The sequence below is a fragment of the Bacteroides sp. AM54-2NS genome, from assembly GCF_003602935.1.
Lineage (GTDB): Bacteria > Bacteroidota > Bacteroidia > Bacteroidales > Bacteroidaceae > Bacteroides > Bacteroides xylanisolvens.
Window position 1 is genome coordinate 95795 of the sequence record NZ_QTMZ01000017.1, and the last position, 21848, is coordinate 117642.

Consider the following 21848-nt stretch of genomic DNA (forward strand, 5'->3'; position numbering starts at 1 on the left):
GGGCAAATATAGGCAAAATTAATTTCAGGCAATGGATGCAAACAAAAAAAACATCCCACCTTTTAAACCAAAACAAGTCTAAAAAGTGGGAATATTATAAGATTCTAAAGAATTTCAGAAGTTATTCTTCATCCATCAGAATTTCCAAAATCTGACAAGCAGCCTTCGCCACCGGAGTACCCGGACCAAAGATAGCAGCTACACCTGCCTTATACAGGAAGTCATAATCCTGTGCAGGAATAACACCACCGGCAATCACCACAATGTCTTCACGTCCCAGTTTCTTCAGTTCTTCAATAATCTGCGGAACCAATGTCTTATGACCGGCAGCCAGTGAAGAAACACCTACTACATGAACGTCGTTTTCTACCGCTTCACGAGCAGCTTCTGCCGGAGTCTGGAACAACGGTCCCATATCCACGTCGAAACCACAGTCCGCATAACCCGTTGCTACTACCTTGGCACCACGGTCATGACGTCCTGTCCCATCTTTGCAACCATGATACGAGGTTGACGTCCCTCTTTTTTCGCAAACTTCTCTGCCAGTTCACAAGCACGCTTGAAGTCGCTATCGTTTTTACTTTCTGATGAATACACGCCTGATATAGTTCTAATTATTGCTTTATAACGTCCTACAACCTGTTCGCACGCATAAGAAATTTCGCCCAAAGTAGCACGAACACGAGCTGCTTCAACTGCCAGTTCAAGCAAGTTACCCTTGCCGGTCTTCACACATTCAGTGATAGCTGCTAATGCCTTGTCCACTTCAGCCTGATTACGTCCTTCTTTCAAACGTTTCAGGTTTTCAATCTGTTCAAGACGAACTGCCGTATTATCAATTTCAAGGATATCAATCGGAGCTTCTTTTTCCAAACGATACTTGTTCACACCCACAATGGTCTGCTGACCGCTGTCGATACGAGCCTGTGTACGTGCAGCCGCTTCTTCGATACGCATTTTAGGAATACCTGTTTCGATAGCTTTCGCCATACCACCCAGTTTTTCAATTTCCTGAATATGTTCCCAAGCCTTGTGTGCCAGTTCGTTCGTCAGAGATTCTACATAGTAAGAGCCGCCCCATGGGTCAACGTTCTTGCAGATGTAAGTTTCTTCCTGAATATAAATCTGTGTGTTACGTGCGATACGTGCAGAGAAATCTGTCGGAAGAGCAATAGCCTCATCCAATGCATTGGTATGCAAAGATTGGGTATGTCCCAAAGCTGCAGCCATAGCCTCAATACAGGTACGTCCTACATTGTTGAACGGATCTTGCTCCGTCAATGACCATCCGGAAGTCTGTGAGTGAGTACGCAAGGCCAGTGATTTCGGGTTCTTCGGATTAAACTGTTTCACAATCTTCGCCCACAGCATACGTGCGGCACGCATCTTGCAATTTCCATGAAGTGATTGGTTCCGATTGCCCAGAAGAAAGAAAGACGCGGAGCAAATGCATCAATATCAATACCTGCTGCTGTTCCGGCACGGAGATATTCCAAACCGTCAGCCAATGTATAAGCCAACTCAATATCTGCGGTAGCACCTGCTTCCTGCATGTGATAACCGGAGATAGAGATAGAGTTAAACTTAGGCATCTTCTGTGAAGTGTATTCGAAAATATCAGAAATAATCTTCATAGAGAATGCAGGCGGATAAATATAGGTATTACGCACCATGAATTCTTTCAAAATATCGTTCTGGATAGTACCTGCCATTTCTTCGAGTTTAGCACCTTGTTCCAAACCGGCATTGATATAGAATGCCATAATCGGAAGTACAGCACCATTCATCGTCATGGATACAGACATCTTATTCAAAGGAATACCATCGAACAAAACCTTCATGTTTTCCAATGAACAGATAGATACACCTGCTTTACCTACGTCACCCACTACACGTTCGTGGTCGGGGTCATAACCGCGGTGAGTAGCCAAGTCAAATGCTACTGACAAACCTTTCTGACCGGAAGCCAGATTACGGCGATAGAAAGCATTGGATTCTTCGGCAGTAGAGAATCCGGCATACTGACGGATGGTCCAGGGACGAAGGGTGTACATTACTGAATACGGACCACGCAGATACGGAGGAAGTCCGGCAGCATAGCCAAGGTGTTCCATTCCTTCGAGATCTTCCTTTGTATAAACAGGCTTCACTTCAATGTGTTCCGGTGTTTTCCAGTCGGCGGAGATACCGTTAGCCTTTTGCCATTCAGCACCGTTAGCAGGCTGAAATGCGGCATATATATCGATGTTTTTAAAATCTTTTCTCATCTTACTTCAATAGTTTAGCGTTAAACTCTTTCAAGGTATCCAATACGTTGACACGAACATGGATGAAGTTTTCGATACCTGCGGCTTTCAAGTCATCCATACAAGCCGGAGCACCGGCAACGATAAACATAGCGCGACCATTCAAGCTTTGAAAGCAGGAACTGCATATTCAGCATATTCATCATCGCTGGAACAGATGACAACAATATCAGCTTTCGCAGCCATCGCTGCCTCTACTCCTGCCTCTACTGTTTCAAATCCTAGATTATCGACTACTTCATAACCGGCACAAGCCAGGAAGTTACAAGAATATTGCGCACGTGCCTGACGCATCGCCAGATTACCAATTGTCAACATGAACGCCTTCGGACGTTTGCCCGATGCTTCCGTTTCAAGACGTAACGCTTCAAACTCACTAGCTGCACGGTCGAATACCAATGTATCCACATCTTTCTCACAAGTATGAGAGTCACCTCCACAGCAGCATTTTCCTTCCACAGGTTTCTTGTCACCGGCTTTTTCGTTGAAATTCGGGAATTGGTTAGTACCCAACAGAATTTCACGACGCTGTGCCACTGCTTTATGACGAGCTTTATTGCTTTCGTTTACTGCTGTCTGAACTGTACCAGCCTTTAATGCGGCATAGAAACCACCTGCTTCTTCTGTAGCAAGGAAGATTTCCCACGCTTGTTTAGCAATGGATACAGTCAGGTTCTCAATATAATAAGAACCGGCAGCCGGATCAATTACTTTATCGAAATGAGATTCTTCTTTCAGCAATAGTTGTTGATTGCGAGCCAGACGTTCTGATAATTCATCCGGAGTCTCATAAGTCTTATCAAACGGAACGACTGTCATCGAATCGACCCCACCCAAAGCGGCACTCATTGCTTCAGTCTGTGTACGAAGCAAATTCACGTGTGCGTCAAACAAAGTAAGATTAAAAGTAGAAGTTTCGGCATGAACCGCCATTTTTGCTGCACAACGACATTCGCCGTTAGCTCCCTTATTATCGCAATCACGCAGACATTCAGGTTTATAAGAAGCTACGATATTTGCCCACAACAGACGTGCGGCACGGAACTTCGCAATTTCAAGGAAGTAATTGGAACTGATACCGAAGTTGAATTTTATCTTTTTAGCTACTACGGCAGCAGGAATACCGGCATCAGTCAACTGATTCATGTATTCATTACCCCAAGCCAATGCATAACCCAACTCTTGAGAGATATAAGCACCGGCATTGTTTAATGAGATTGCATTTACATTCAATACACGATAAAAAGGAAGCGGCTGGATAGCTTCGATCAACGCTTTCGCTGTCTGCACCATATCCCCTTTTTCCTTACCGCGAGTCAGCATCTTATTGAAGAAATCATAATTGATAGAGCCTTTCAGCTCTTCACATCATAGTCTTTCTTCTGGAAATAAGCCACCAACAAATTAGCCAACTCCACAACATGCCCCTGGCAAGTTGAGAAATTTAATTCAACGCACTCTGCCTGAATATCATTCAACAGCGTCTCGATATATTCCGCATTGAGTTCTTTTGCTTTTACATGGAAAGATAGTGAATCAACACCCTTATTTAAGATGTCCAGTGCTTTTACATTGGCCTCTTTGGGGCATTCTACCCTGATTTCCTGGCGAACCAACCACTCATTGTTGTCTTTTTTAGTTCCTCTCAGATAAGGGAACTCTCCGGGAAGCGCATCAGTAGTTTTTAAACCCTCCAGATCTTCCATCCGGTAGAAAGGTTTCACTTTAAACCCTTCGTTTGTTTTCCAAACGAGCTTCTTCTCAAAATCAGCACCTTTCAAGTCGGCTGTAACCTTCTCCATCCATTGTTCGGTGGAGACAGGAGAAAAGTCTGAGAAGAGTTTTTCTTTTTTGTCTGCCATAGTTTATCTAAAATTAAAACAAGATTAATATTGTCTTTATTTTTATCTATCTCTTTCTAATTGTCTGTTGTTCGACATGCAAATATAACCAATAAGTTAAAACAAAACTTCTTTTTATAGAAAATTCGCACACCTCTCACTCTCGCATAGAATCTGCATAGAAATTCTTCATTCTTTATTTTTTTAGTTCTCCATTTATTTGATTTGCTCCAATGTTATGAGTAATTTTGCACCCGTTTTTAGAAAAACATTATAAAAACTGCTATATTATGGATTGGTTACAAAGTTTATTGTGGGACCCCAGCTCCGTAGCTCACATCGTGCTTCTCTACGCATTTGTAGTGGCAGCCGGAGTGTATTTGGGCAAGATAAAGATATTCGGAGTATCTTTGGGCGTCACATTTGTTTTGTTTGCCGGCATCCTAATGGGACATTTCGGCTTCACAGCCGATACACACATCCTACATTTCATCCGTGAATTCGGATTGATCTTGTTCGTATTCTGTATCGGTCTTCAGGTGGGGCCATCTTTCTTCTCTTCTTTCAAAAAAGGAGGAATGACATTGAACCTGTTGGCTGTAGGCATCGTAGTGTTAAATATTGCCGTTGCACTGGGGCTTTACTACCTCTGGAATGGCCGGGTAGAACTGCCGATGATGGTAGGTATCCTCTATGGAGCTGTCACAAACACTCCGGGACTTGGTGCCGCCAATGAAGCATTGAACCAGCTTAATTACACTGGTCCACAAATCGCACTGGGATATGCGTGTGCTTATCCGCTAGGGGTAGTAGGTATTATCGGTTCAATCATTGCTATCCGCTACATCTTCCGTGTCAATATGGCTAAAGAGGAAGAAAGTCTGAAAATCCAAAGTGGAGATGCACATCACAAACCTCACATGATGAGTCTGGAAGTACGCAATGAATCAATCAGCGGAAAAACTTTGATTGAAATCAAAGAGTTTTTAGGCCGTCAGTTCGTTTGTTCCCGTATTCGTCATGAGGGTCATGTAAGTATCCCCAACCATGAAACCATATTCAATATGGGGGATCAATTATTCATTGTCTGTTCAGAAGAAGATGCTCCTGCAATTACCGTATTTATCGGTAAAGAAGTGGAACTCGACTGGGAGAAACAAGACCTTCCCATGGTTTCCCGCCGTATTCTGGTGACTAAACCGGAAATCAACGGAAAGACTTTAGGATCTATGCATTTTCGCAGTATGTACGGAGTGAACGTTACCCGCATCAACCGTTCCGGTATGGACTTGTTTGCCGATCCAAATCTGGTACTTCAGGTAGGTGACCGTGTAATGGTGGTAGGTCAGCAAGATGCAGTTGAACGTGTGGCAGGTGTTTTGGGTAATCAGTTAAAACGTCTGGACACACCGAACATTGTGACTATTTTCGTTGGTATCTTCTTAGGAATTCTTCTGGGTAGCCTTCCTATAGCATTCCCCGGTATGCCGACTCCTCTGAAATTAGGTTTGGCAGGCGGACCGCTGGTAGTAGCTATTCTTATCGGACGTTTCGGTCATAAGCTCCATTTAGTGACTTATACAACCATGAGCGCTAACCTGATGCTTCGCGAAATCGGTATCGTGCTCTTCCTTGCTAGTGTCGGTATAGATGCCGGAGCCAACTTTGTGCAAACGGTAGTCGAAGGTGACGGATTACTATACGTAGGTTGTGGTTTCCTTATCACCGTTATCCCATTGCTTATAATCGGTGCTATCGCAAGATATATTATAAGGTAAACTACTTCACCCTGATGGGATTGATAGCCGGTAGTAATACCGACCCGCCCGCATTGGCTTATGCCAATCAAACAACATCCGGAGATGCTCCGGCAGTAGGGTATTCTACAGTTTACCCATTATCCATGTTCCTCCGTATTCTGACGGGGCAGATGATATTATTAACGATGATGTAAATCATGTTTTATTTATAAATAATAAAGCGGTCATATCCTTCAATGGAATATACCGGCTTTATTTCTTTTTCTTATAGACTTCTTCTACGCCTATTATATAAGCTGTAGTTTCTTCACCACAAATTCTTCTATAAACCGAACTGTCTCTTCAACTCCCAAAGAAGAAGAATCGACACATAAGTGATAAGTAGCAGCTGCTCCCCACGTTTTATAACTATAATAATTATAATACTCCGAACGTCTCTTATCCGCTTTTTCTATCATTTCTTCTGCAGCTTCCGCATCAATATGATGCATGGCGCATAATCGCGCAATACGATCTTCCTTAGAGGCTGAAATAAAAACATTCGCACAACGGGGATGTTCACGCAGAATATAGTCCGCACAGCGTCCGACAAAGACACAAGATTTTTCTGCCGCCAGATGACGAATCACATCACTTTGCACTTTAAACAGGGCATCATTACTCAAACAGTTATTACATGGCATAGCTCCTTCACTGATAAAAGGAAAACGCATGCCGAACAATCCGCCAATAATACCTTGCGAAGCTTTCTCATCCGCTTTTTCAAAAAATTCTTTGCACAACCCGCTTTCTTCAGAAGCCAGATTAATCAATTCTTTATCGTAGAAGTCAATCCCCAAACGGGCTGCTAACTTCTCTCCTATTTCTTTTCCGCCGCTACCTAGTTGCCGACCGATGTTGATAACATAATTACCGCTCATAGTACATTTTGTTTTATGGTTCTGTAGCAAACATACGACTTTTTTCTAAAAATCACATCATCAAACGAAAGTTATATTTGAAAGTAACGATGAAATACCCTTTTATTTCCTGCGTACGATACTCATAAAAGCCGTCGGAAGTTGCCATACGGTTATAACTTTTCCTCTTTCCTAAAATGTCTACCCAATGAGCAGACAGTTCTGCTTCTTTCTTTTTCAAGAACCTCCAGGTAGCACTCGCATTCCATAATATCTCATCATCTTCTCCTTTGCGGATATTTGTACCATTACGGAAAGTATAAGCCCCATCCGTCCGTAATTGTATGTCCAAAGGAAGATCAACATATCCTTCCAAACGGAAATTATAATAACGTGTATACGTATTGTTATCATTCACAGAGTTGAGCGAATACTGATAATTCCAGGAAGTAGAGAAGTCAATACCTCCCCAGGCAGGCTGATAAGAAACATTCGCTTCACAATTCAAGCCGGTGTCACGCGTTGTACTTTTCACCGGCTCAAGACTTCTATCTTCATTAATCATGCTGACACTATTACTATGATTACCGTTCATATCCAACCGTAAAGAGAAATGTCCTAAACGTTTCCACCAGTTAGCACTTCCATACACATTCCAGTTACCGTTTATATTGACAGGATATGTCTCACGTCCGCCAGTCTGTGCATCATATATCATTACTTGTGTAACGCTATTCTGTTCCAACTGTCCTCCAAGATTCGCAGATATGCCTTTTTTAGAATGTTGAAAGCTTATACGCATACTATGAGCAAACATTTGCTTCAAATCCGGATTCCCTCGAGTAATATATAATGGATTACTATTATCTGTAAGTGGCATTAAGTCCGATAAAGAAGGTTGCCGGGTTCTACCGTCATAATTGAAAGTAATTCGTGCCTCTTTCTTTTTCCAGGCCAGCCATATCATAGGCTGAAAGTCGATAGTATGCACAGTGGTATCCGCATACAGTTTCCCCATTTTCCGTTCAATGGTTCGCCTTTGCGGAGTAATCCCTAATGATGCATTCACCATCCATGTATCATCAGAGTAATTGAAGCCTACATTCAGATCATGTCCATTAGTACGACTATGACTTCGATTACTCAAACTATCTACATACCCCGTTTCATAGTCAGGAGGCAACTCACCAAAAACATCCGACTTCGCCAAAGAAGACAATTCATAAGTGTCGCGATTATCGCGTTCATAATGAGTGTTCCAGTTATACGCTGCACGAATATGCATTTTCTTACCGATAGGTTGGGTGAAGTTAATCCCTACCCGCCACGAATTATTTTTCTGGGGTGACTTCAAATACTGGTTACGATAAAGTAAAGAATCGTTGCCCTGCTTATCTTTAAGACGGAAATAAGTAGTTTTTGAAAGCGAAAAACTTTCATTATCCCCCCAAGAATCCGAACTTTGAATGTTCAATCCTAAAGTTGTACCTTTTTCATTCAGCCGCCTCATAATCCCCATCATCCAATTATAACGGTTCGATTGTCCTTCCGAACGCGACCGGTTTTCACTACGATTTACTTTGATATCTTGGGAAATCGATTCAAAATCATCGAACAAGCTTTCATGATTGACGTTAGGAGGAGCATCAAAAGAAGCATTCTGGCTATTACTTTCATTCCGGTTAGGAGAAAAGCTGAAACCACCGTTAAAATGTATGCGTGTACGTTTATCCACTTCCCAACTACCCATGATATTAGAATTGAACGACCGGCTTTTAGAGTTACCTTCATTAGTGGACGCAGAATATTGGTTACCAGCAGTTAAATATTGCTCCTGATACATGGAAGAAATATTTCCGTTCCGATTGAGATTATAGTTCATGCTTCCGGTCAAAGAAAACTTCTTTCCGAATTTATGAGTCATATTCATTCCCACCGAATTATTAATATTATCCTTGTAAGTGCTATTCTGATATCGGTTGGTGGAACGTCCTATGAAAGAAAGATTTTCCCCGTCTTTACTAAAATAATTCACCTGCCCTTCCAAATCCTTCTTTTGATTGTTTCCATATCCCACAGTGGCATTTGTCAGCCAGGTTTTATTCAATTCATCCTTAGTCTGCAAGTCAAGTACATATTTCTTTTCTCCTGAACTAATTCCGGTAAATTCTTCTTCTTTTGATTTTTTATCGTACACTTTCAACTTACTAATCAAATCTGCCGGCAGATTTTCGAGTGCCGTCTTTTTATCTCCGGAGAAAAAGGCTTCGCCATTTACATTGATTTCACTGATGGGCTGTCCGTTGTATGTCAACGAATTATCTTTCTTATTATATACCAATCCGGGAACACGCTTCACCAAATCCTCCAGATAAGCTCCTTCACGAGTTTTAAAAGCGGCAGCATTGATAACCGTAGTATCTCCCTCCATCACTACTTCCTGCAATTTTCCCGTTATCGTCACTTCACTAATCTGAATATCATCATCTTTCAATACCACTGTACCGATATTCACCAATACAGAGTCTTCCAGTGCCCGGTATACAGATTGCATTCCCATAAAAGAGACCTTTAACAGGTATTTCTTTTTCTTCTGCGGTTGATAATTAAGAACGAAACGCCCATTCTTATCACTTGTTATTCCCTTGATAAAAGCAGAATCGCTTTTCGCCAAAATAACAATGCTGGCAGATGGTAATGCCCGCTTCTCATTACTGCCGGCTTCCACTGTCTGCACTCTTCCTCGCACAGTTCTCACTTGTTGAGCATACAAAGTAGTATGTCCCCAAAGTAGCAGCAAAAGCAATCCCACTAACTTACAAGCGTTCATATCCAATAGTAGTTAAGTCTGATATTTATGTTGATCTAAAACAAATCGGGACAAAGTTAATAACTTTTACGTAAAACGTTTAATCCCAGAGTTATTTTTTATACCTTTGTCCATCCATTATTCAATCAGCAACTTAATGAAAAGGATTATATTAATCACAGGAGGACAACGATCCGGTAAAAGTTCGTTCGCGGAAAAAAAAGCGCATGAACTTACTACGTCACCGGTTTACTTGGCCACTGCCAGGATATGGGACGAAGAATTCAGAAAAAGGGTGGAACGCCATCAAAAGAACCGCGGTCCTGAATGGACAAATATAGAAGAAGAAAAAGAATTGAGCCGTCACAATGTAGCGGGCAGAGTCGTAGTGATAGATTGTGTAACTCTTTGGTGCACTAACTTCTTTATGGAGTTTGATTCTAATGTTGCCTCCTCATTGGAAGCCGTCAAAAAAGAATTCGACAAATTTACCCAGCAGGACGCCACTTTCATATTTGTAACTAATGAGATTGGTTGGGGGGGAGTTTCCGAGAACAAACTGCAACGTAAATTCACAGACTTGCAAGGTTGGACCAATCAATACATCGCATCGCATGCCGACGATGTATATCTCATGGCAAGTGGTATTCCCGTAAAAATAAAATAAACATGAAAACGTTTCATATTCAAAAGCCGGATGAAGCTATCAAAGAAGCTCTGATTGACAAAATCAATAATCTGACCAAGCCTAAAGGATCGCTTGGAAGACTGGAAGAAATCGCTTTGCAAATCGGACTGATCCAACAATCCCTTTCTCCACGATTAACTCATCCTCAAAATATAATCTTTGCCGCAGATCATGGCATCGTAGAAGAAAAAGTCAGCCCATCTCCTAAAGAAGTAACCTGGCAACAAATCAGCAACTTTCTTCATGGAGGAGCAGGGATTAACTTCCTGTGCCGACAGCACGGTTTCACTCTTAAAATTGTAGACGCAGGAGTCGATTATGATTTGCCTTATGAAAAAGGCATCATTAACATGAAAGTCGGAAGAGGAACACGCAATTTCCTTCATGAAGCAGCCATGACACCTGAAGAGATGGAACTCTGCCTGGAGCATGGTGCCCAATGTGTGGACACTTCTCACCAGGAAGGCTGCAATATCATTAGCTTCGGTGAAATGGGAATCGGAAATACTTCGCCCTCTTCCTTATGGATGACTTGCTTCACCGGAATCCCATTAGATCAATGTGTAGGTGCAGGAAGCGGACTCAATCATCAGGGAATAAATCACAAATACGAAGTTCTGAAAAGATCTCTCGAACAATATCCGGGAGAGCATTCCACAGAAGAAATCCTCTGCCGTTTCGGAGGTTACGAAATGGTAATGGCCGTAGGAGCAATGCTCAAAGCTGCCGAACTGGGAATGGTTATTCTAATTGATGGATTTATTATGACCAATTGTATTCTTGCCGCTTCACGCCTTTATCCGGAAGTGATGAGCTATGCCATATTCGGTCATCAGGGAGACGAGAGCGGACATAAGCTATTATTGGACTATCTCGGAGCACGTCCCCTACTCAATCTCGGACTAAGACTTGGAGAAGGAAGCGGTTCCGTTTGTGCCTATCCCATTGTAGATTCTGCTGTAAAAATGCTGAATGAGATGGATTCATTTGCTCATGCTCTATCACTAAATATTTCTAAGATGAACCAGATACTTGCCGCCCTCATATTCTTTACACGATTGCCTTTCTGGAAAATAAAAGAAGTTCCGCAGGAGTGTTTCAAACACGTTGTCAGTTATTGGAGTTTCAGTGGCTGGCTGACCGGGGGAATGATGGCATTGATTTTCTGGGGAGCCAGTACTATTTTACCTCACGGAGTAGCCGTAATCCTGGCACTGACTTCACGTTTACTTATCACAGGAGCATTGCATGAGGATGGATTGGCCGATTTCTTCGATGGATTCGGAGGTGGAACGAACAGGGAAAGCACGTTACGCATCATGAAAGATTCCCATATCGGAAGCTACGGAGTTTTGGGATTAATCATCTATTATCTGCTTGCTTACAATCTACTGGTCGCACTTCCCTTAACAGTTACTCCTTTCTTATTACTAAGCGGAGATACCTGGAGCAAATTCATTTCTTCCAATATCATCAATTACCTGCCCTACGCACGGAAAGAAGAAGATAGCAAATCCGGAACAGTATATACAAGAATGAATTTGGGGGAGATCGTTATGTCTGCGATGGGGGGAATACTGCCTCTCCTATTACTTCCTCCAAGCTACTGGCCCGTGTGTATATTTCCTATTCTGGTATTCTCCTTTATCTGCCGGATGATGAAACGACGTTTGAACGGATATACCGGAGATTGTTGTGGTGCATTATTTCTCTTAAGCGAAATAAGTTTCTGGCTGGGAGCAGTGATGTCTATCTATATAAAATAAGTAATCCTATGAATATTTATCTAATCAGACATACCTCTGTCGACGTTCCTAAAGGTCTTTGTTACGGTCAGTCAGACGTTCCTTTACGTCCTACATTTGAGATAGAAGCAGCCGTAACCAAAGCTAAAATCGAATCCATTCACTTTGATATGGCTTACACCAGTCCTCTATCCAGATGCACCCGTCTGGCACAATATTGCGGATTCGGAGATGCCATCCGTGACCCAAGAATACTGGAACTTAATTTCGGAGATTGGGAAATGCAGTATTTTGATAAAATCAAAGACCCGAATCTACAGTGCTGGTACGACGATTACTTGAATGTAAAAGCAACCAATGGAGAATCGTTTGCCGATCAGTATAAACGGGTAGCCGCGTTTTTAGACGAAGTCAGACAAAAGGAGGCTGAAAATATAGTAGTATTTGCTCATGGCGGCGTATTGATTTGCGCACAGATTTATGCAAAGTTGATTCAACCGGAAGAAGCATTTCAGGCAGTACCTGCCTATGGAGGAATTTTTCTATATCAAGAGCGCCCGTAAACAAACAGTCAGGACAATCATCATCTCTTCTGCACGACGGTTGACAGCAACTCCCATCCGCATATCGGATGTGTCCAGCAAACGTTCATTCACTCCGATATAAGGCTTTGTAAAGAGTTGACCAAAATAGTGATGAGGACCGCCGAAACGACAATTCAGGATACCTGCAAGAGCGGCTTCCGGATAGCCGGAATTGGGACTTGCATGTTCCCTGCCATATCTCTTCACAAATGACAGGAGTTTCAGCCGACCACTTGCCAAGACCATCAGAAAAGCAGTAAGACGGGCAGGAATATAATTAGCGACATCATCAACACGAGCTGCCACACGCCCAAAAAGGAGATAACGATCACTATGATAACCAATCATGGAATCAAGCGTATTCACCATTTTGTAGGCCATCATTCCCGGAACGCCCAACAACAAATACCAGAAAAGAGGAGCAATCACTCCGTCACTCAAATTTTCCGCCAAAGTTTCAAGAGCAGCAGTCCTGACTTCCTGTGCAGAAAGTTCGGAGGTATCACGCCCTACAATACGGGCAACCTGAATACGTCCCTCTTCCAAAGAACGATCAACCGCCTCAAATACCATTCTGACCTCTTTAATCAATGTAGTTCCGGCCAGACAAAAGAAAATGCAGATTATATCAAAACCGATCACCGCAGGAGTTCCTAAAAAAGAAAGGGCATATTCGATTCCTATGGTGACCGAATAAACGAACAGGATCAACAGAACAGACATGATTCCTCCTTTCCATAACTTATAAGATCCTTTATTCAGTCTCTTTTCCCCGAAAGCAATCATCTTGCCGAACCAGATGACAGGATGAGGCAAAGACACCGGATCACCGAATAGACGATCCATCAACCAGGCCGGCAATAAAACACGCAGCACTACTCCTATAACGATAAAGTAACTCATCATAAACAAAAATATATCTTAACTCATTATCTGCTCCATCCATTCACTGATTGCTTTCACCAGCTTATCATTTTCTTCGGGAGTTTGCGTAGCAATCCGAAAGAAACGCTCGTCCAATCCCTCAAAGTTGGATGCATCCCGAATGAGTATTCCATGATTCACGGCTAGAAAATCCTTAAGGGCCGCCGCTTTCCCCATACGTAGTTTTATCAACATATAGTGCGTATCAGTTGGCCATATTTCTAACATCCCCGTGGCAAGCAGGAGGTTTGTCAGTCGCTCACGTTCTGCCAGAAGTTGCGGAATATCCGCTGAAATGCCGTCTCCCTCTTCCAGAAGATATTTTGCGGCTTCAATAGCCAGGCTATTCACAGACCAAGGCATCCGACGGCAACGAACATCATCGGTCAATCCCTCGGAGGCAGTAAAATAACCTACCCGCAGTCCCGGAATCGCGTATTGCTTGGTCATTGAATGGAGCAGGATCACATTTGGAAAGGAAGCGGCTTCTTTAATCCCAAGAAGTGACTTTAATGTGAAATACTCGTAAGACTGATCGAATATAAACAATTTATCAGGATGAGAATCGACCAATGCTTTCAGGTCTTCCTTATTTCGCACTTCACCTGTCGGGTTATTCGGATTGCAGATCCACACCAGTTCCGCATCTTCCGGTAAAGCGTCCAACGAATAAAAAGGCTTCACTTTGTGCCGATGTACCCGGCATGCGTCCGCATACTCGCTAAAGGTTGGTCCCAACACAGCTGAAATACGTCCTTGAAAGACTTGTGCTATCAAGTAAATAGCTTCCGTCGCTCCATTAGTCACACAAACTTGGCGGGGAGTGAGCGAATACCTCCGGGCTATTTCACTTTCCAAAGAATAAGGCATCGGCTCGGGATAACTGCAAATGGTAGAGAGCCGCTCATTCAGTCGTTGGTAAAGTCCCGAATGATCGATCCGGTTATACACATTCGAACTGAAATTGCTAACTATTTTCTTTCCGTATTTATAAAGATCGTCTCCGTGTCCCTCAATCATTTCTTTCTAATATTTTATAAAGTAACGGCATATTGATGTGTTTTCTCACATGTTCCGCCAACTTATCATATTGTTCTTCCTTGAATGTTGCATAGTCAAAGGTCTGCTGTTCCAGTTTGTCGGCATAAGGCTTGAGCAGGAAATCTATAAATGACTGGTTGTCAAGTATGCCATGAATATATGTTCCCATACACTTCCGGCCATTCCGGTAACCATCCTCTCTTCCATCCTCCAGTTTATTTAAAGGAGAAGGGGAGAATCCTCCGGCAGGTACGCTTCTGCCCATGTGTATCTCATATCCCTTACAAACCGTATCCGACTCATCAAAAGTGAAATTCACCTGCCGGGTCACTTTATCTCCCTGCATGGTAGTGATGACAGGAAGTAACCCCAAGCCGGGAAGTAATTTAAAACTTCCCTCTACTCCGTCAGGATCGCGTACTTCCAGCCCCATCATCTGATAACCGCCACAGATGCCCATGATGGTCGCCCCTTCCCGATGAGCTTTCAGAATAGCTTGTACTACTCCGTTACAGCGCAATTCATAAAGATCATCCAGCGTATTCTTGCTTCCGGGCAACAATACAATATCTGCTTTCGCTATTTCATTCACATTATTGGTATAATACAAATGCACCCGTTCATCCCGTTCCAACACATTAAAATCGGTAAAGTTAGACAGATGACGCAGCAAGATCACAGCTATATTGATTTTTCCGGCTATAGCCTCCCGGTTTTTAGACTCAAGCATCACAGAGTCCTCTTCTTCTATATAAATTCCCTTATAGTAGGGCACTACTCCAAGCACAGGAACCTTGCAGAGGTCTTCGATCATCTTTATTCCGGACTCAAACAGGCGGATATCCCCTCTAAACTTATTGATAATAATACCCTTAATCAATGAACGTTCTTCCGGAGTCTGCAACAGAATAGAACCATACACACTGGCAAATACACCACCACGATCAATGTCCGCTACCAGAAAAACATCTGCCCCAGCGTGTTTTGCCATAGGCATATTGACCAGGTCGACGTCCCGCAGATTAATTTCCGAGATACTGCCGGCCCCCTCCATCACTATCGGATTATATCTGGTAGCGAGGCGATTATACGACTCATTGACTACTTTTCGTAATTCTTCCCTTCCCTCCTTGCGGAAATACTCATACGCATTCCGGTCACCGATTGGTTTCCCCAATAACACAACCTGCGAAGTATGTTCGGAACTTGGCTTCAACAACAACGGATTCATATCCGTATGACAGGGAACACCGGCAGCTTCCGCCTGAACGGCTTGCGCCCTGCCGATCTCCAATCCCTCGGGAGTGGCATACGAATTCAAAGCCATATTCTGGGCCTTGAACGGTGCAGGATGATATCCGTCCTGCTTCAATATGCGACAGAATGCCGCAGCCAGAATACTTTTCCCGACATCGCTACCTGTTCCGGCAAGCATAAAGGAATTTAGTTTTTTCTTCTCCATCTTTCTATTTACTTTGGTCAGGGGTTGAAGCTTTGCGCTTATAACCGAAAGCTTTCCATTTCTCTTCAGTCCAGTGCTGCCGATACATTTCATAGCGTGCCATGACAAAGAACAAGTCGGATAATCGGTTGATGAATTCAAGCAGAGATTGCGGCACCGGGTCCTGCCGATGTAATGTGCAAAGCCTCCGTTCGGCACACCTTGCTATAACACGCGCATGATGCAATTGTGCAGAAATTTGTGTACCACCCGGTAGTATAAAATAGCCATTATCTTCCATAGCGGTATTCATTGTATCCATTCTTTTTTCCAGAAGACCGGTCAGATCCGTACGCAAGGTATTCGGGTTTTCGCCCCTTTTAACGGATGGAGTAGCCACATGACTCATGCATGACATCAGTTCCATCTGTATTTCATACAGCCATTCGTGCCATTCATCCTGTTCAGGAAGAAGTGAGCGGACTATTCCTATCACCGTATTCAGTTCGTCAATCGTACCGTTAGCCTCAATCCTGATATCATCTTTTTCGACACGCTCACCACCAAAGATTCCGGTAGTTCCATTGTCACCCGTACGGGTATATATTCTTCTCATCATTCCCAAAGTTTCATTAAGTTCATTTCACCCCAATAGAGGTGTGTATAGCCTGCAATCAGATTCTTATATCGATAAAGCGGAGTGGAAACAGGATTTCCTTTTGCATCTGTCACCTCCGCAATGGATGGAAGTTCTTTTTCAATGGAAGAGTAATGAAACTCATGTCCTTTCCATACCTGCTCTCCTATCCGGAGGGTTCGATAACCAAGCCTTAATTTCATATTTTCCATAGTAGCCCTCTGATGCAGTAATCCGACCATGGCATATTGTTTTCCATCCATTCCCCGGATACTGTCACAAAGATACATCATCCCACCACATTCGGCAAGCAAACGACCTCCGCTTTCCACATACATTTTTAATTGTTGCTTGACGGCTATGTTACTTTCCAGCTCTTTCAGGAAAAATTCGGGATAACCACCCGGCAAATAAACTAAATCACAATCGGGCAGATGTTCATCGCTCATGGGACTGAAAAAGGTAACTGTCCCTAATTCTTTCAGACGAGCCAAGTTCTCCCGGTACATGAAATTAAATGCTGCATCCTGCGCTACTGCTATCTTCCATTTTCTTTCTAAAAGAATGTCTTTGGAGATTTCTGTCGATGGAATCGAGGTATGTGCATTATAATCAACCAATGGTACACTACATACTTCAAGAATCCGGTCAACCGCCACATGCTCTTCAATCGCCTGCGCCACCACAGAAGCGAATTTATCAAACTGATAGGAAGCATCCAACGTCAATCCCAAATGACGGGAGGGTACTTCCAGTTCTTTCAATCGAGGAAGAAAGCCGAAACATTCTACACCTACATCTTCACAGGCTTTCTGTAAAAAAGAGTAATGGCGTTCGGAAGCTACCTGATTGAATACCACACCGGCAAGTCGCACCGACGGATTGAAATATTTAAAGCCATATAGAATCGGAGCTACTGTATAAGACGTTGATTTGGCATTGATTACAAGAACAACAGGGATATTCAATAAGGCGGCAATAGCCGCACTGCTTCCCTCCATTCCTTCGAAGCCGTCGAAAAGTCCCATCACTCCCTCGGTCACACATACATCCATTGCAGCCGCGTATTTTGCATACGTCTCCTTTACATGTTTTTGAGAAGAGAGCCAGAGATCGAGATTGACGGAAGCATTACCTGCTGCCATCTCATGATACTTCGTATCAATATAATCAGGACCACATTTATAAGGCTGCACATTCAGTCCTCTATCACGAAACAGTCTTAACAACCCTGTTGTAAAGGTTGTTTTTCCACCTCCCGAAGAAGCGGCTCCAATTAAAAAATGACTGGTCTGTTTCATCGTTTTATAGCTTTCAGTGTATCAATGGGATTATGCTCGTCTACTGTCAGTCGGATCACTTGTTCAAGTTTCAATCCATTATCGTCTATTGCTTTCTCAAATTGATTCCTACTGTCTTCGGATACAGAATTAAACACCAGCGTCCCACCAACAAGCAATAAAGGAGCTATTTTCTTTATCATTTCTCCCAACTTGCCACCATGACCTCCAATAAAGACAGCATCAGGCATGGGAAATTTCTCTAACGGTATATCCAAAAAATCTCCAATCACCGTCGTTATTCCCGGACAGCCAAACCGATGACTATTCGTTTCCATCAATTGCCGCCCCGCCTCTCTTTTCTCAAAAGCAACAATATCGAGATGAGGAAATTGCAACTTCGCCTCAATGGAAACAGAACCAGTACAAAAACCCACGTCCCACATCACCGATCTGTTTCTCAAATCGAGCAGACTCAATGACAGCAGACGAACAGGCATTTTGGTTATCATATTCGCCCGCCCGTCCAACAATTCAAACTGCTCTTCCGGAATTCCGAACGACCGTTCACGAACGGTAATACGCTTTAAAATCACACAATTCGGCATCCTGAAATGCCTTTCCATCGCTTCCTCCACACTATATTCTGCCACTGTTTCCTCTTCATTCCCCAACTGCTCACCCACAATCATCCGGTAGTTGGCATATCCGTACGCTTGCATCCGGGCAGCTATGGATGCAGGTGTTTTTTCTCTGTCAGTGAGCGAACCAATCAATGTCTCTCCGGAAATAAGAGCCTCATCCAAGGCTTTCCACGGTCTGCCAGTCAGAGAAATCGTCCGCATATCATGATAAGGTAACAAGGCTTTGTGCGCTAAAAGCTGCAAGGAACTAAAAGACGGATAGACTTTGACAACAGCCTCGGGCAGTTTACGCATCACCGTATTGGCAAAACCAAAAAACAAAGGATCACCGGAAGCAAAAACTACTATTTCCTGATAACCGGCATAACACTCGAACACAGCGTCAAGAGGCACAGTTATATCTATCCAAACCGATGATTCCGGTAACATGGCCGCCACAATTTCATGATGTCTCTTTCCACCCGAAAAGACATGAGAACGGGCAATCAAAGCCTGAACCTCCTTACTGAAAGAGAGTTCGCGACTATCTGTTATTCCTATGATATGAAATTCCTGCATTCTGTCATATAAAATGTCTATACTCTTCTATACATCTCTGCCGGGGCGCAGTGTCCGGGCATCATCAAAACATAAAATCGCGTTCACCAATGTAGCGGCAAGATTACTTCCTCCCCGTCTGCCCTGAACAATAATCTTCGGTACTTCCGTGAATGTCTTTATCATGTATTTCGACTCTTTCACATGCACGAATCCTACGGGAGCGGCAATAACCCCGGACGGGTGTGCTTTTCCTTTTCGAATCAGATCGCACAGTTCTATTAATGCCGTAGGTGCATTACCAAATACAAAAAGAGCATCCGGATGTTTTTCTACAGCCAGGCGAATAGCTTCCTGTGAGCGGGTAGTTCCCCGTTTCTTCGACTGTTCCACTGCACGTTCGTCGGAGAGATAACATTTCACTTCCACCCCTAAACGCTGTAAAGCACCTTTCCGTATGCCGGCAGCTACCATCGTGACATCTGTGATAATCGTCTTAATCCGTCCGGAAGCAATCTGTTCATACAAGTTCTTTACAACCTCCTTATCCGTATATACCAGCTTCTCCATTTCAAAATCCGCTGTGGTATGTATGGCATGAAATAAAGCCCACTTACGGTCAAGGTCGATCTCTTTATTCTGCATCTCTTCCTCTATCTTCCGGAAAGAGTTCATCATAATCTCCTGTCCTTTTCCGACTTCCCCCTTTTCCTGTTCGCGATAATATCCGCGAGGAGTTACCATCCGGTTCTGAAATTGATAAGTTTGTGAATTGCCAATCAGTATTACTGTAAACATATCCACTTCTTCCGGATCGAAATCCTGTAAGGTGGTCACTACCACCGTTTCTTCTTCCCGACCTGCCTGACGGACATAACCTACGGGCGTTTCCGGTGAACGGGATTCCTGAAAGATTTCTTTCAGACGATAAAGCTGCCAGTAACGTCCCTCACTCTTAGGGTTGTAAATGGCTGTTACAAAGTCGGCAGTAGCAGCGGCAGTGATTCTTTTTTCTATGATTTCCCAGGAAGTCATCAAGTCGGACAGAGAGATAATGCAAAAATCATGACCGATGGGAGCACCCAGCAATGACGCAGCTTTCTGGAAAGCACTGATACCGGGCAGCACGAGGATCTCGACCTCACTCCCCCGTTCCCGTTTCATTTCATAAATCAACGGAGCCATCCCATAGATTCCCGCATCACCGGAACTGATGACACAAACAGTTTTTCCCTGTTCAGCATATTCAAAAGCCAATTCTGCACGGGCTTTCTCCCGCTTCATTCCGGTATCTATGCATTCTGTCTGTTCCGACAGCCAGGAGGTAATAAACTGAAAATAATACTTATATCCAATCACTACATCTGACTCTTTCAAGGCATTAACGACAGCTGGAGTAATATCTTCCGGGCTACCGGGACCGATACCTGCTACTATGATCTTATTTTCTTTCATACATCTTCAGGATTATACCTGAAACAAAGGTAAAGATAAAAACTTAAACAAGATAAAATGTAATCAGATAGTTCTGAATAAAAAATCACAGAATATCCTGACTATATAAAAAGCCAACTAAAATGATCCCGTTTTATTTATAGCAAATACGGCCATTTTGGTTGGCTTTATTTTGTTTATTAGCAGTATGATTATTTCACACTCAACTAATCAACCAATTATTCTTCTTCCGCATCCGGATCATACATTGCATCATTATCAGCGACCTTCTTCTCAATATGGCTAACCCATACGCTTACAATCTTGGAATAATCACCTAATCCTTTGATATCACAGTTAGCCAACGGGCAAGTATATCCGGCTTTTGCCAATTCATAGCGCCAACTTCCTTCTTCAGCCGTGGCACCAACACCACCCTTCATATCATTATTAGCATGATCGCCTGCAATAGACATCAACGGATGACAGATCACATTACCTGATTTCTTGTTAGCTGCCTGCATACGGGAAATCATATCGTCTATATAATTATCTTCCATATCTACAGTAGCCACAAAATAATTAGAATTAAGTTTCTGCAACTCTGCTTCCATCATCGTGTAGCGAGAGTTACCATTCCCGTAGTTATAATTTTCGGGATTTCCATGTCCCATGAAAGTCACAATATTATTCGACTCCACTTTACTTTTATAAGTTTCATGCAGAATCTTTGCTACATTGGTTACATCTTCCTCTGTTTCCAACAACGGACCACCCAAATATACTTTCACGTTGGCAAATTCCGGGTGCTCACCATCATTATGGAAATCTTTCACGACATTCTGTACCCGAAGGAATTCTTCGCCGGGAATAACATGAAGAGATTGCACGCAAACCGTCTTATATCCTGCCAGACCAATAGCTTCCAAATAGAAAGAAGGTGCATAATAATTCCAACCTTTTGCCGCGCAACGGGTCATACAAATCTCCGAAGTGAAAGAAAAATAAATATCCATGTTAGGGAACTTACTAGCAAACTGCGCTTTCATATTATTGAAAGTCGTTTGAGGCGCATCCCACGTACTACCAAAAGTCACTAGCAGCAAGGCTGTATCATGCTTTTTGTTGGCTTGTACTTCGGCAGTTACTGCTTCCATCTTCTTATCGTGGTTGGATTTTGCCACATCATCATCGTCGTCGGAGCAAGATACTGCCGAAAGGGACATTACAGCTACTAAAGCTGTCATCATCATAAATCTAAACTGTTTCATGTCTTTA

The 21848-nt window shown here is 43.0% G+C and carries 13 protein-coding genes and 4 pseudogenes; 5 read left to right on the forward strand and 12 right to left on the reverse strand.

What is annotated here, in order from left to right; translation table 11 throughout:
- Window positions 1–121 precede the first annotated feature (121 nt).
- Together scpA and mutA are read right to left on the reverse strand one after the other, a co-directional pair.
- Window positions 122–2267 (reverse strand): annotated as a pseudogene (gene scpA, locus DXA05_RS12645) (methylmalonyl-CoA mutase).
- 1 nt (window position 2268) lies between these two features.
- Window positions 2269–4168: pseudogene (gene mutA / locus DXA05_RS12650) on the reverse strand (methylmalonyl-CoA mutase small subunit).
- A 269-nt stretch (window positions 4169–4437) separates the two neighbouring features.
- Between mutA and DXA05_RS12655 the strand changes: the two are divergent.
- Window positions 4438–6101, forward strand: a pseudogene (locus DXA05_RS12655) (putative transporter).
- A 93-nt stretch (window positions 6102–6194) separates the two neighbouring features.
- On the opposite strand, the gene DXA05_RS12660 reads toward DXA05_RS12655, so the two are convergent.
- Together DXA05_RS12660 and DXA05_RS12665 are read right to left on the reverse strand one after the other, a co-directional pair.
- Window positions 6195–6827: a cytidylate kinase-like family protein gene (locus DXA05_RS12660; protein WP_004313556.1), complete on the reverse strand. Its 633-nt coding sequence runs from the start codon at window positions 6825–6827 to the stop codon at window positions 6195–6197.
- A 52-nt stretch (window positions 6828–6879) separates the two neighbouring features.
- Window positions 6880–9636 (reverse strand): outer membrane beta-barrel protein, encoded by a 2757-nt coding sequence (locus tag DXA05_RS12665; RefSeq protein WP_128859215.1) that lies wholly within the window; start codon window positions 9634–9636, stop codon window positions 6880–6882.
- A 136-nt stretch (window positions 9637–9772) separates the two neighbouring features.
- On the opposite strand from DXA05_RS12665, the gene cobU reads away from it, so the two are divergent.
- From cobU to cobC, 4 genes and pseudogenes are all read left to right on the forward strand, one after another.
- On the forward strand, window positions 9773–10282 hold the full coding sequence (cobU, locus tag DXA05_RS12670; RefSeq protein ID WP_008024847.1) for a bifunctional adenosylcobinamide kinase/adenosylcobinamide-phosphate guanylyltransferase: 510 nt from the start codon (window positions 9773–9775) through the stop codon (window positions 10280–10282).
- 2 nt (window positions 10283–10284) lie between these two features.
- Window positions 10285–11321: pseudogene (cobT, locus tag DXA05_RS12675) on the forward strand (nicotinate-nucleotide--dimethylbenzimidazole phosphoribosyltransferase).
- Between the two features lies 1 nt (window position 11322).
- Entirely contained in the window at window positions 11323–12069 is a 747-nt protein-coding gene (locus tag DXA05_RS12680; protein ID WP_008024850.1) for an adenosylcobinamide-GDP ribazoletransferase, read from the forward strand.
- A gap of 8 nt (window positions 12070–12077) precedes the next feature.
- Window positions 12078–12611, forward strand: a complete 534-nt coding sequence (gene cobC / locus DXA05_RS12685; protein WP_008024852.1) for an alpha-ribazole phosphatase — start codon at window positions 12078–12080, stop codon at window positions 12609–12611.
- On the opposite strand, the gene cbiB is transcribed toward cobC, so the two are convergent.
- The 8 genes from cbiB to DXA05_RS12725 form a co-directional block, all read right to left on the reverse strand.
- A complete protein-coding gene (gene cbiB, locus DXA05_RS12690; protein ID WP_008024853.1) occupies window positions 12591–13538 on the reverse strand; it encodes an adenosylcobinamide-phosphate synthase CbiB in 948 nt (315 codons plus the stop codon). The genes cobC and cbiB overlap by 21 nt on opposite strands.
- A gap of 15 nt (window positions 13539–13553) precedes the next feature.
- Window positions 13554–14576, reverse strand: coding sequence for a threonine-phosphate decarboxylase (locus DXA05_RS12695; RefSeq protein ID WP_008024855.1), 1023 nt, complete (start codon window positions 14574–14576; stop codon window positions 13554–13556).
- Window positions 14569–16059, reverse strand: coding sequence for a cobyric acid synthase (locus tag DXA05_RS12700; protein ID WP_032812047.1), 1491 nt, complete (start codon window positions 16057–16059; stop codon window positions 14569–14571). The genes DXA05_RS12695 and DXA05_RS12700 overlap by 8 nt, the downstream gene beginning before the upstream one ends.
- Before the next feature lie 4 nt (window positions 16060–16063).
- Window positions 16064–16654 carry a cob(I)yrinic acid a,c-diamide adenosyltransferase gene (locus DXA05_RS12705; RefSeq protein WP_032812048.1) on the reverse strand — a complete coding sequence of 197 codons (591 nt, stop codon included), beginning with the start codon at window positions 16652–16654 and terminating at the stop codon, window positions 16064–16066.
- Window positions 16654–17976, reverse strand: a complete 1323-nt coding sequence (locus tag DXA05_RS12710; RefSeq protein WP_008024862.1) for a cobyrinate a,c-diamide synthase — start codon at window positions 17974–17976, stop codon at window positions 16654–16656. The genes DXA05_RS12705 and DXA05_RS12710 overlap by 1 nt, the downstream gene beginning before the upstream one ends.
- Window positions 17973–19157, reverse strand: coding sequence for a bifunctional cobalt-precorrin-7 (C(5))-methyltransferase/cobalt-precorrin-6B (C(15))-methyltransferase (locus DXA05_RS12715; protein ID WP_008024863.1), 1185 nt, complete (start codon window positions 19155–19157; stop codon window positions 17973–17975). The genes DXA05_RS12710 and DXA05_RS12715 overlap by 4 nt, the downstream gene beginning before the upstream one ends.
- A 27-nt stretch (window positions 19158–19184) precedes the next feature.
- Window positions 19185–20591: a precorrin-3B C(17)-methyltransferase gene (cobJ, locus tag DXA05_RS12720; protein ID WP_008024866.1), complete on the reverse strand. Its 1407-nt coding sequence runs from the start codon at window positions 20589–20591 to the stop codon at window positions 19185–19187.
- Between the two features lie 218 nt (window positions 20592–20809).
- Window positions 20810–21841, reverse strand: a complete 1032-nt coding sequence (locus DXA05_RS12725) for a sirohydrochlorin cobaltochelatase (protein ID WP_008024868.1) — start codon at window positions 21839–21841, stop codon at window positions 20810–20812.
- Window positions 21842–21848: the final 7 nt, after the last annotated feature.

Excerpts from the sequence above, each read along its gene's own strand:
- DXA05_RS12660 (WP_004313556.1), bottom strand. The coding sequence starts at position 6,827 with ATGAGCGGTAATTATGTTATCAACATCGGTCGGCAACTAGGTAGCGGC.
- DXA05_RS12665 (WP_128859215.1), bottom strand. The coding sequence starts at position 9,636 with ATGAACGCTTGTAAGTTAGTGGGATTGCTTTTGCTGCTACTTTGGGGA.
- cobU (WP_008024847.1), top strand. The coding sequence starts at position 9,773 with ATGAAAAGGATTATATTAATCACAGGAGGACAACGATCCGGTAAAAGT.
- DXA05_RS12680 (WP_008024850.1), top strand. The coding sequence starts at position 11,323 with ATGAACCAGATACTTGCCGCCCTCATATTCTTTACACGATTGCCTTTC.
- cobC (WP_008024852.1), top strand. The coding sequence starts at position 12,078 with ATGAATATTTATCTAATCAGACATACCTCTGTCGACGTTCCTAAAGGT.
- cbiB (WP_008024853.1), bottom strand. The coding sequence starts at position 13,538 with ATGATGAGTTACTTTATCGTTATAGGAGTAGTGCTGCGTGTTTTATTG.
- DXA05_RS12695 (WP_008024855.1), bottom strand. The coding sequence starts at position 14,576 with ATGATTGAGGGACACGGAGACGATCTTTATAAATACGGAAAGAAAATA.
- DXA05_RS12700 (WP_032812047.1), bottom strand. The coding sequence starts at position 16,059 with ATGGAGAAGAAAAAACTAAATTCCTTTATGCTTGCCGGAACAGGTAGC.
- DXA05_RS12705 (WP_032812048.1), bottom strand. The coding sequence starts at position 16,654 with ATGAGAAGAATATATACCCGTACGGGTGACAATGGAACTACCGGAATC.
- DXA05_RS12710 (WP_008024862.1), bottom strand. The coding sequence starts at position 17,976 with ATGAAACAGACCAGTCATTTTTTAATTGGAGCCGCTTCTTCGGGAGGT.
- DXA05_RS12715 (WP_008024863.1), bottom strand. The coding sequence starts at position 19,157 with ATGCAGGAATTTCATATCATAGGAATAACAGATAGTCGCGAACTCTCT.
- cobJ (WP_008024866.1), bottom strand. The coding sequence starts at position 20,591 with ATGAAAGAAAATAAGATCATAGTAGCAGGTATCGGTCCCGGTAGCCCG.
- DXA05_RS12725 (WP_008024868.1), bottom strand. The coding sequence starts at position 21,841 with ATGAAACAGTTTAGATTTATGATGATGACAGCTTTAGTAGCTGTAATG.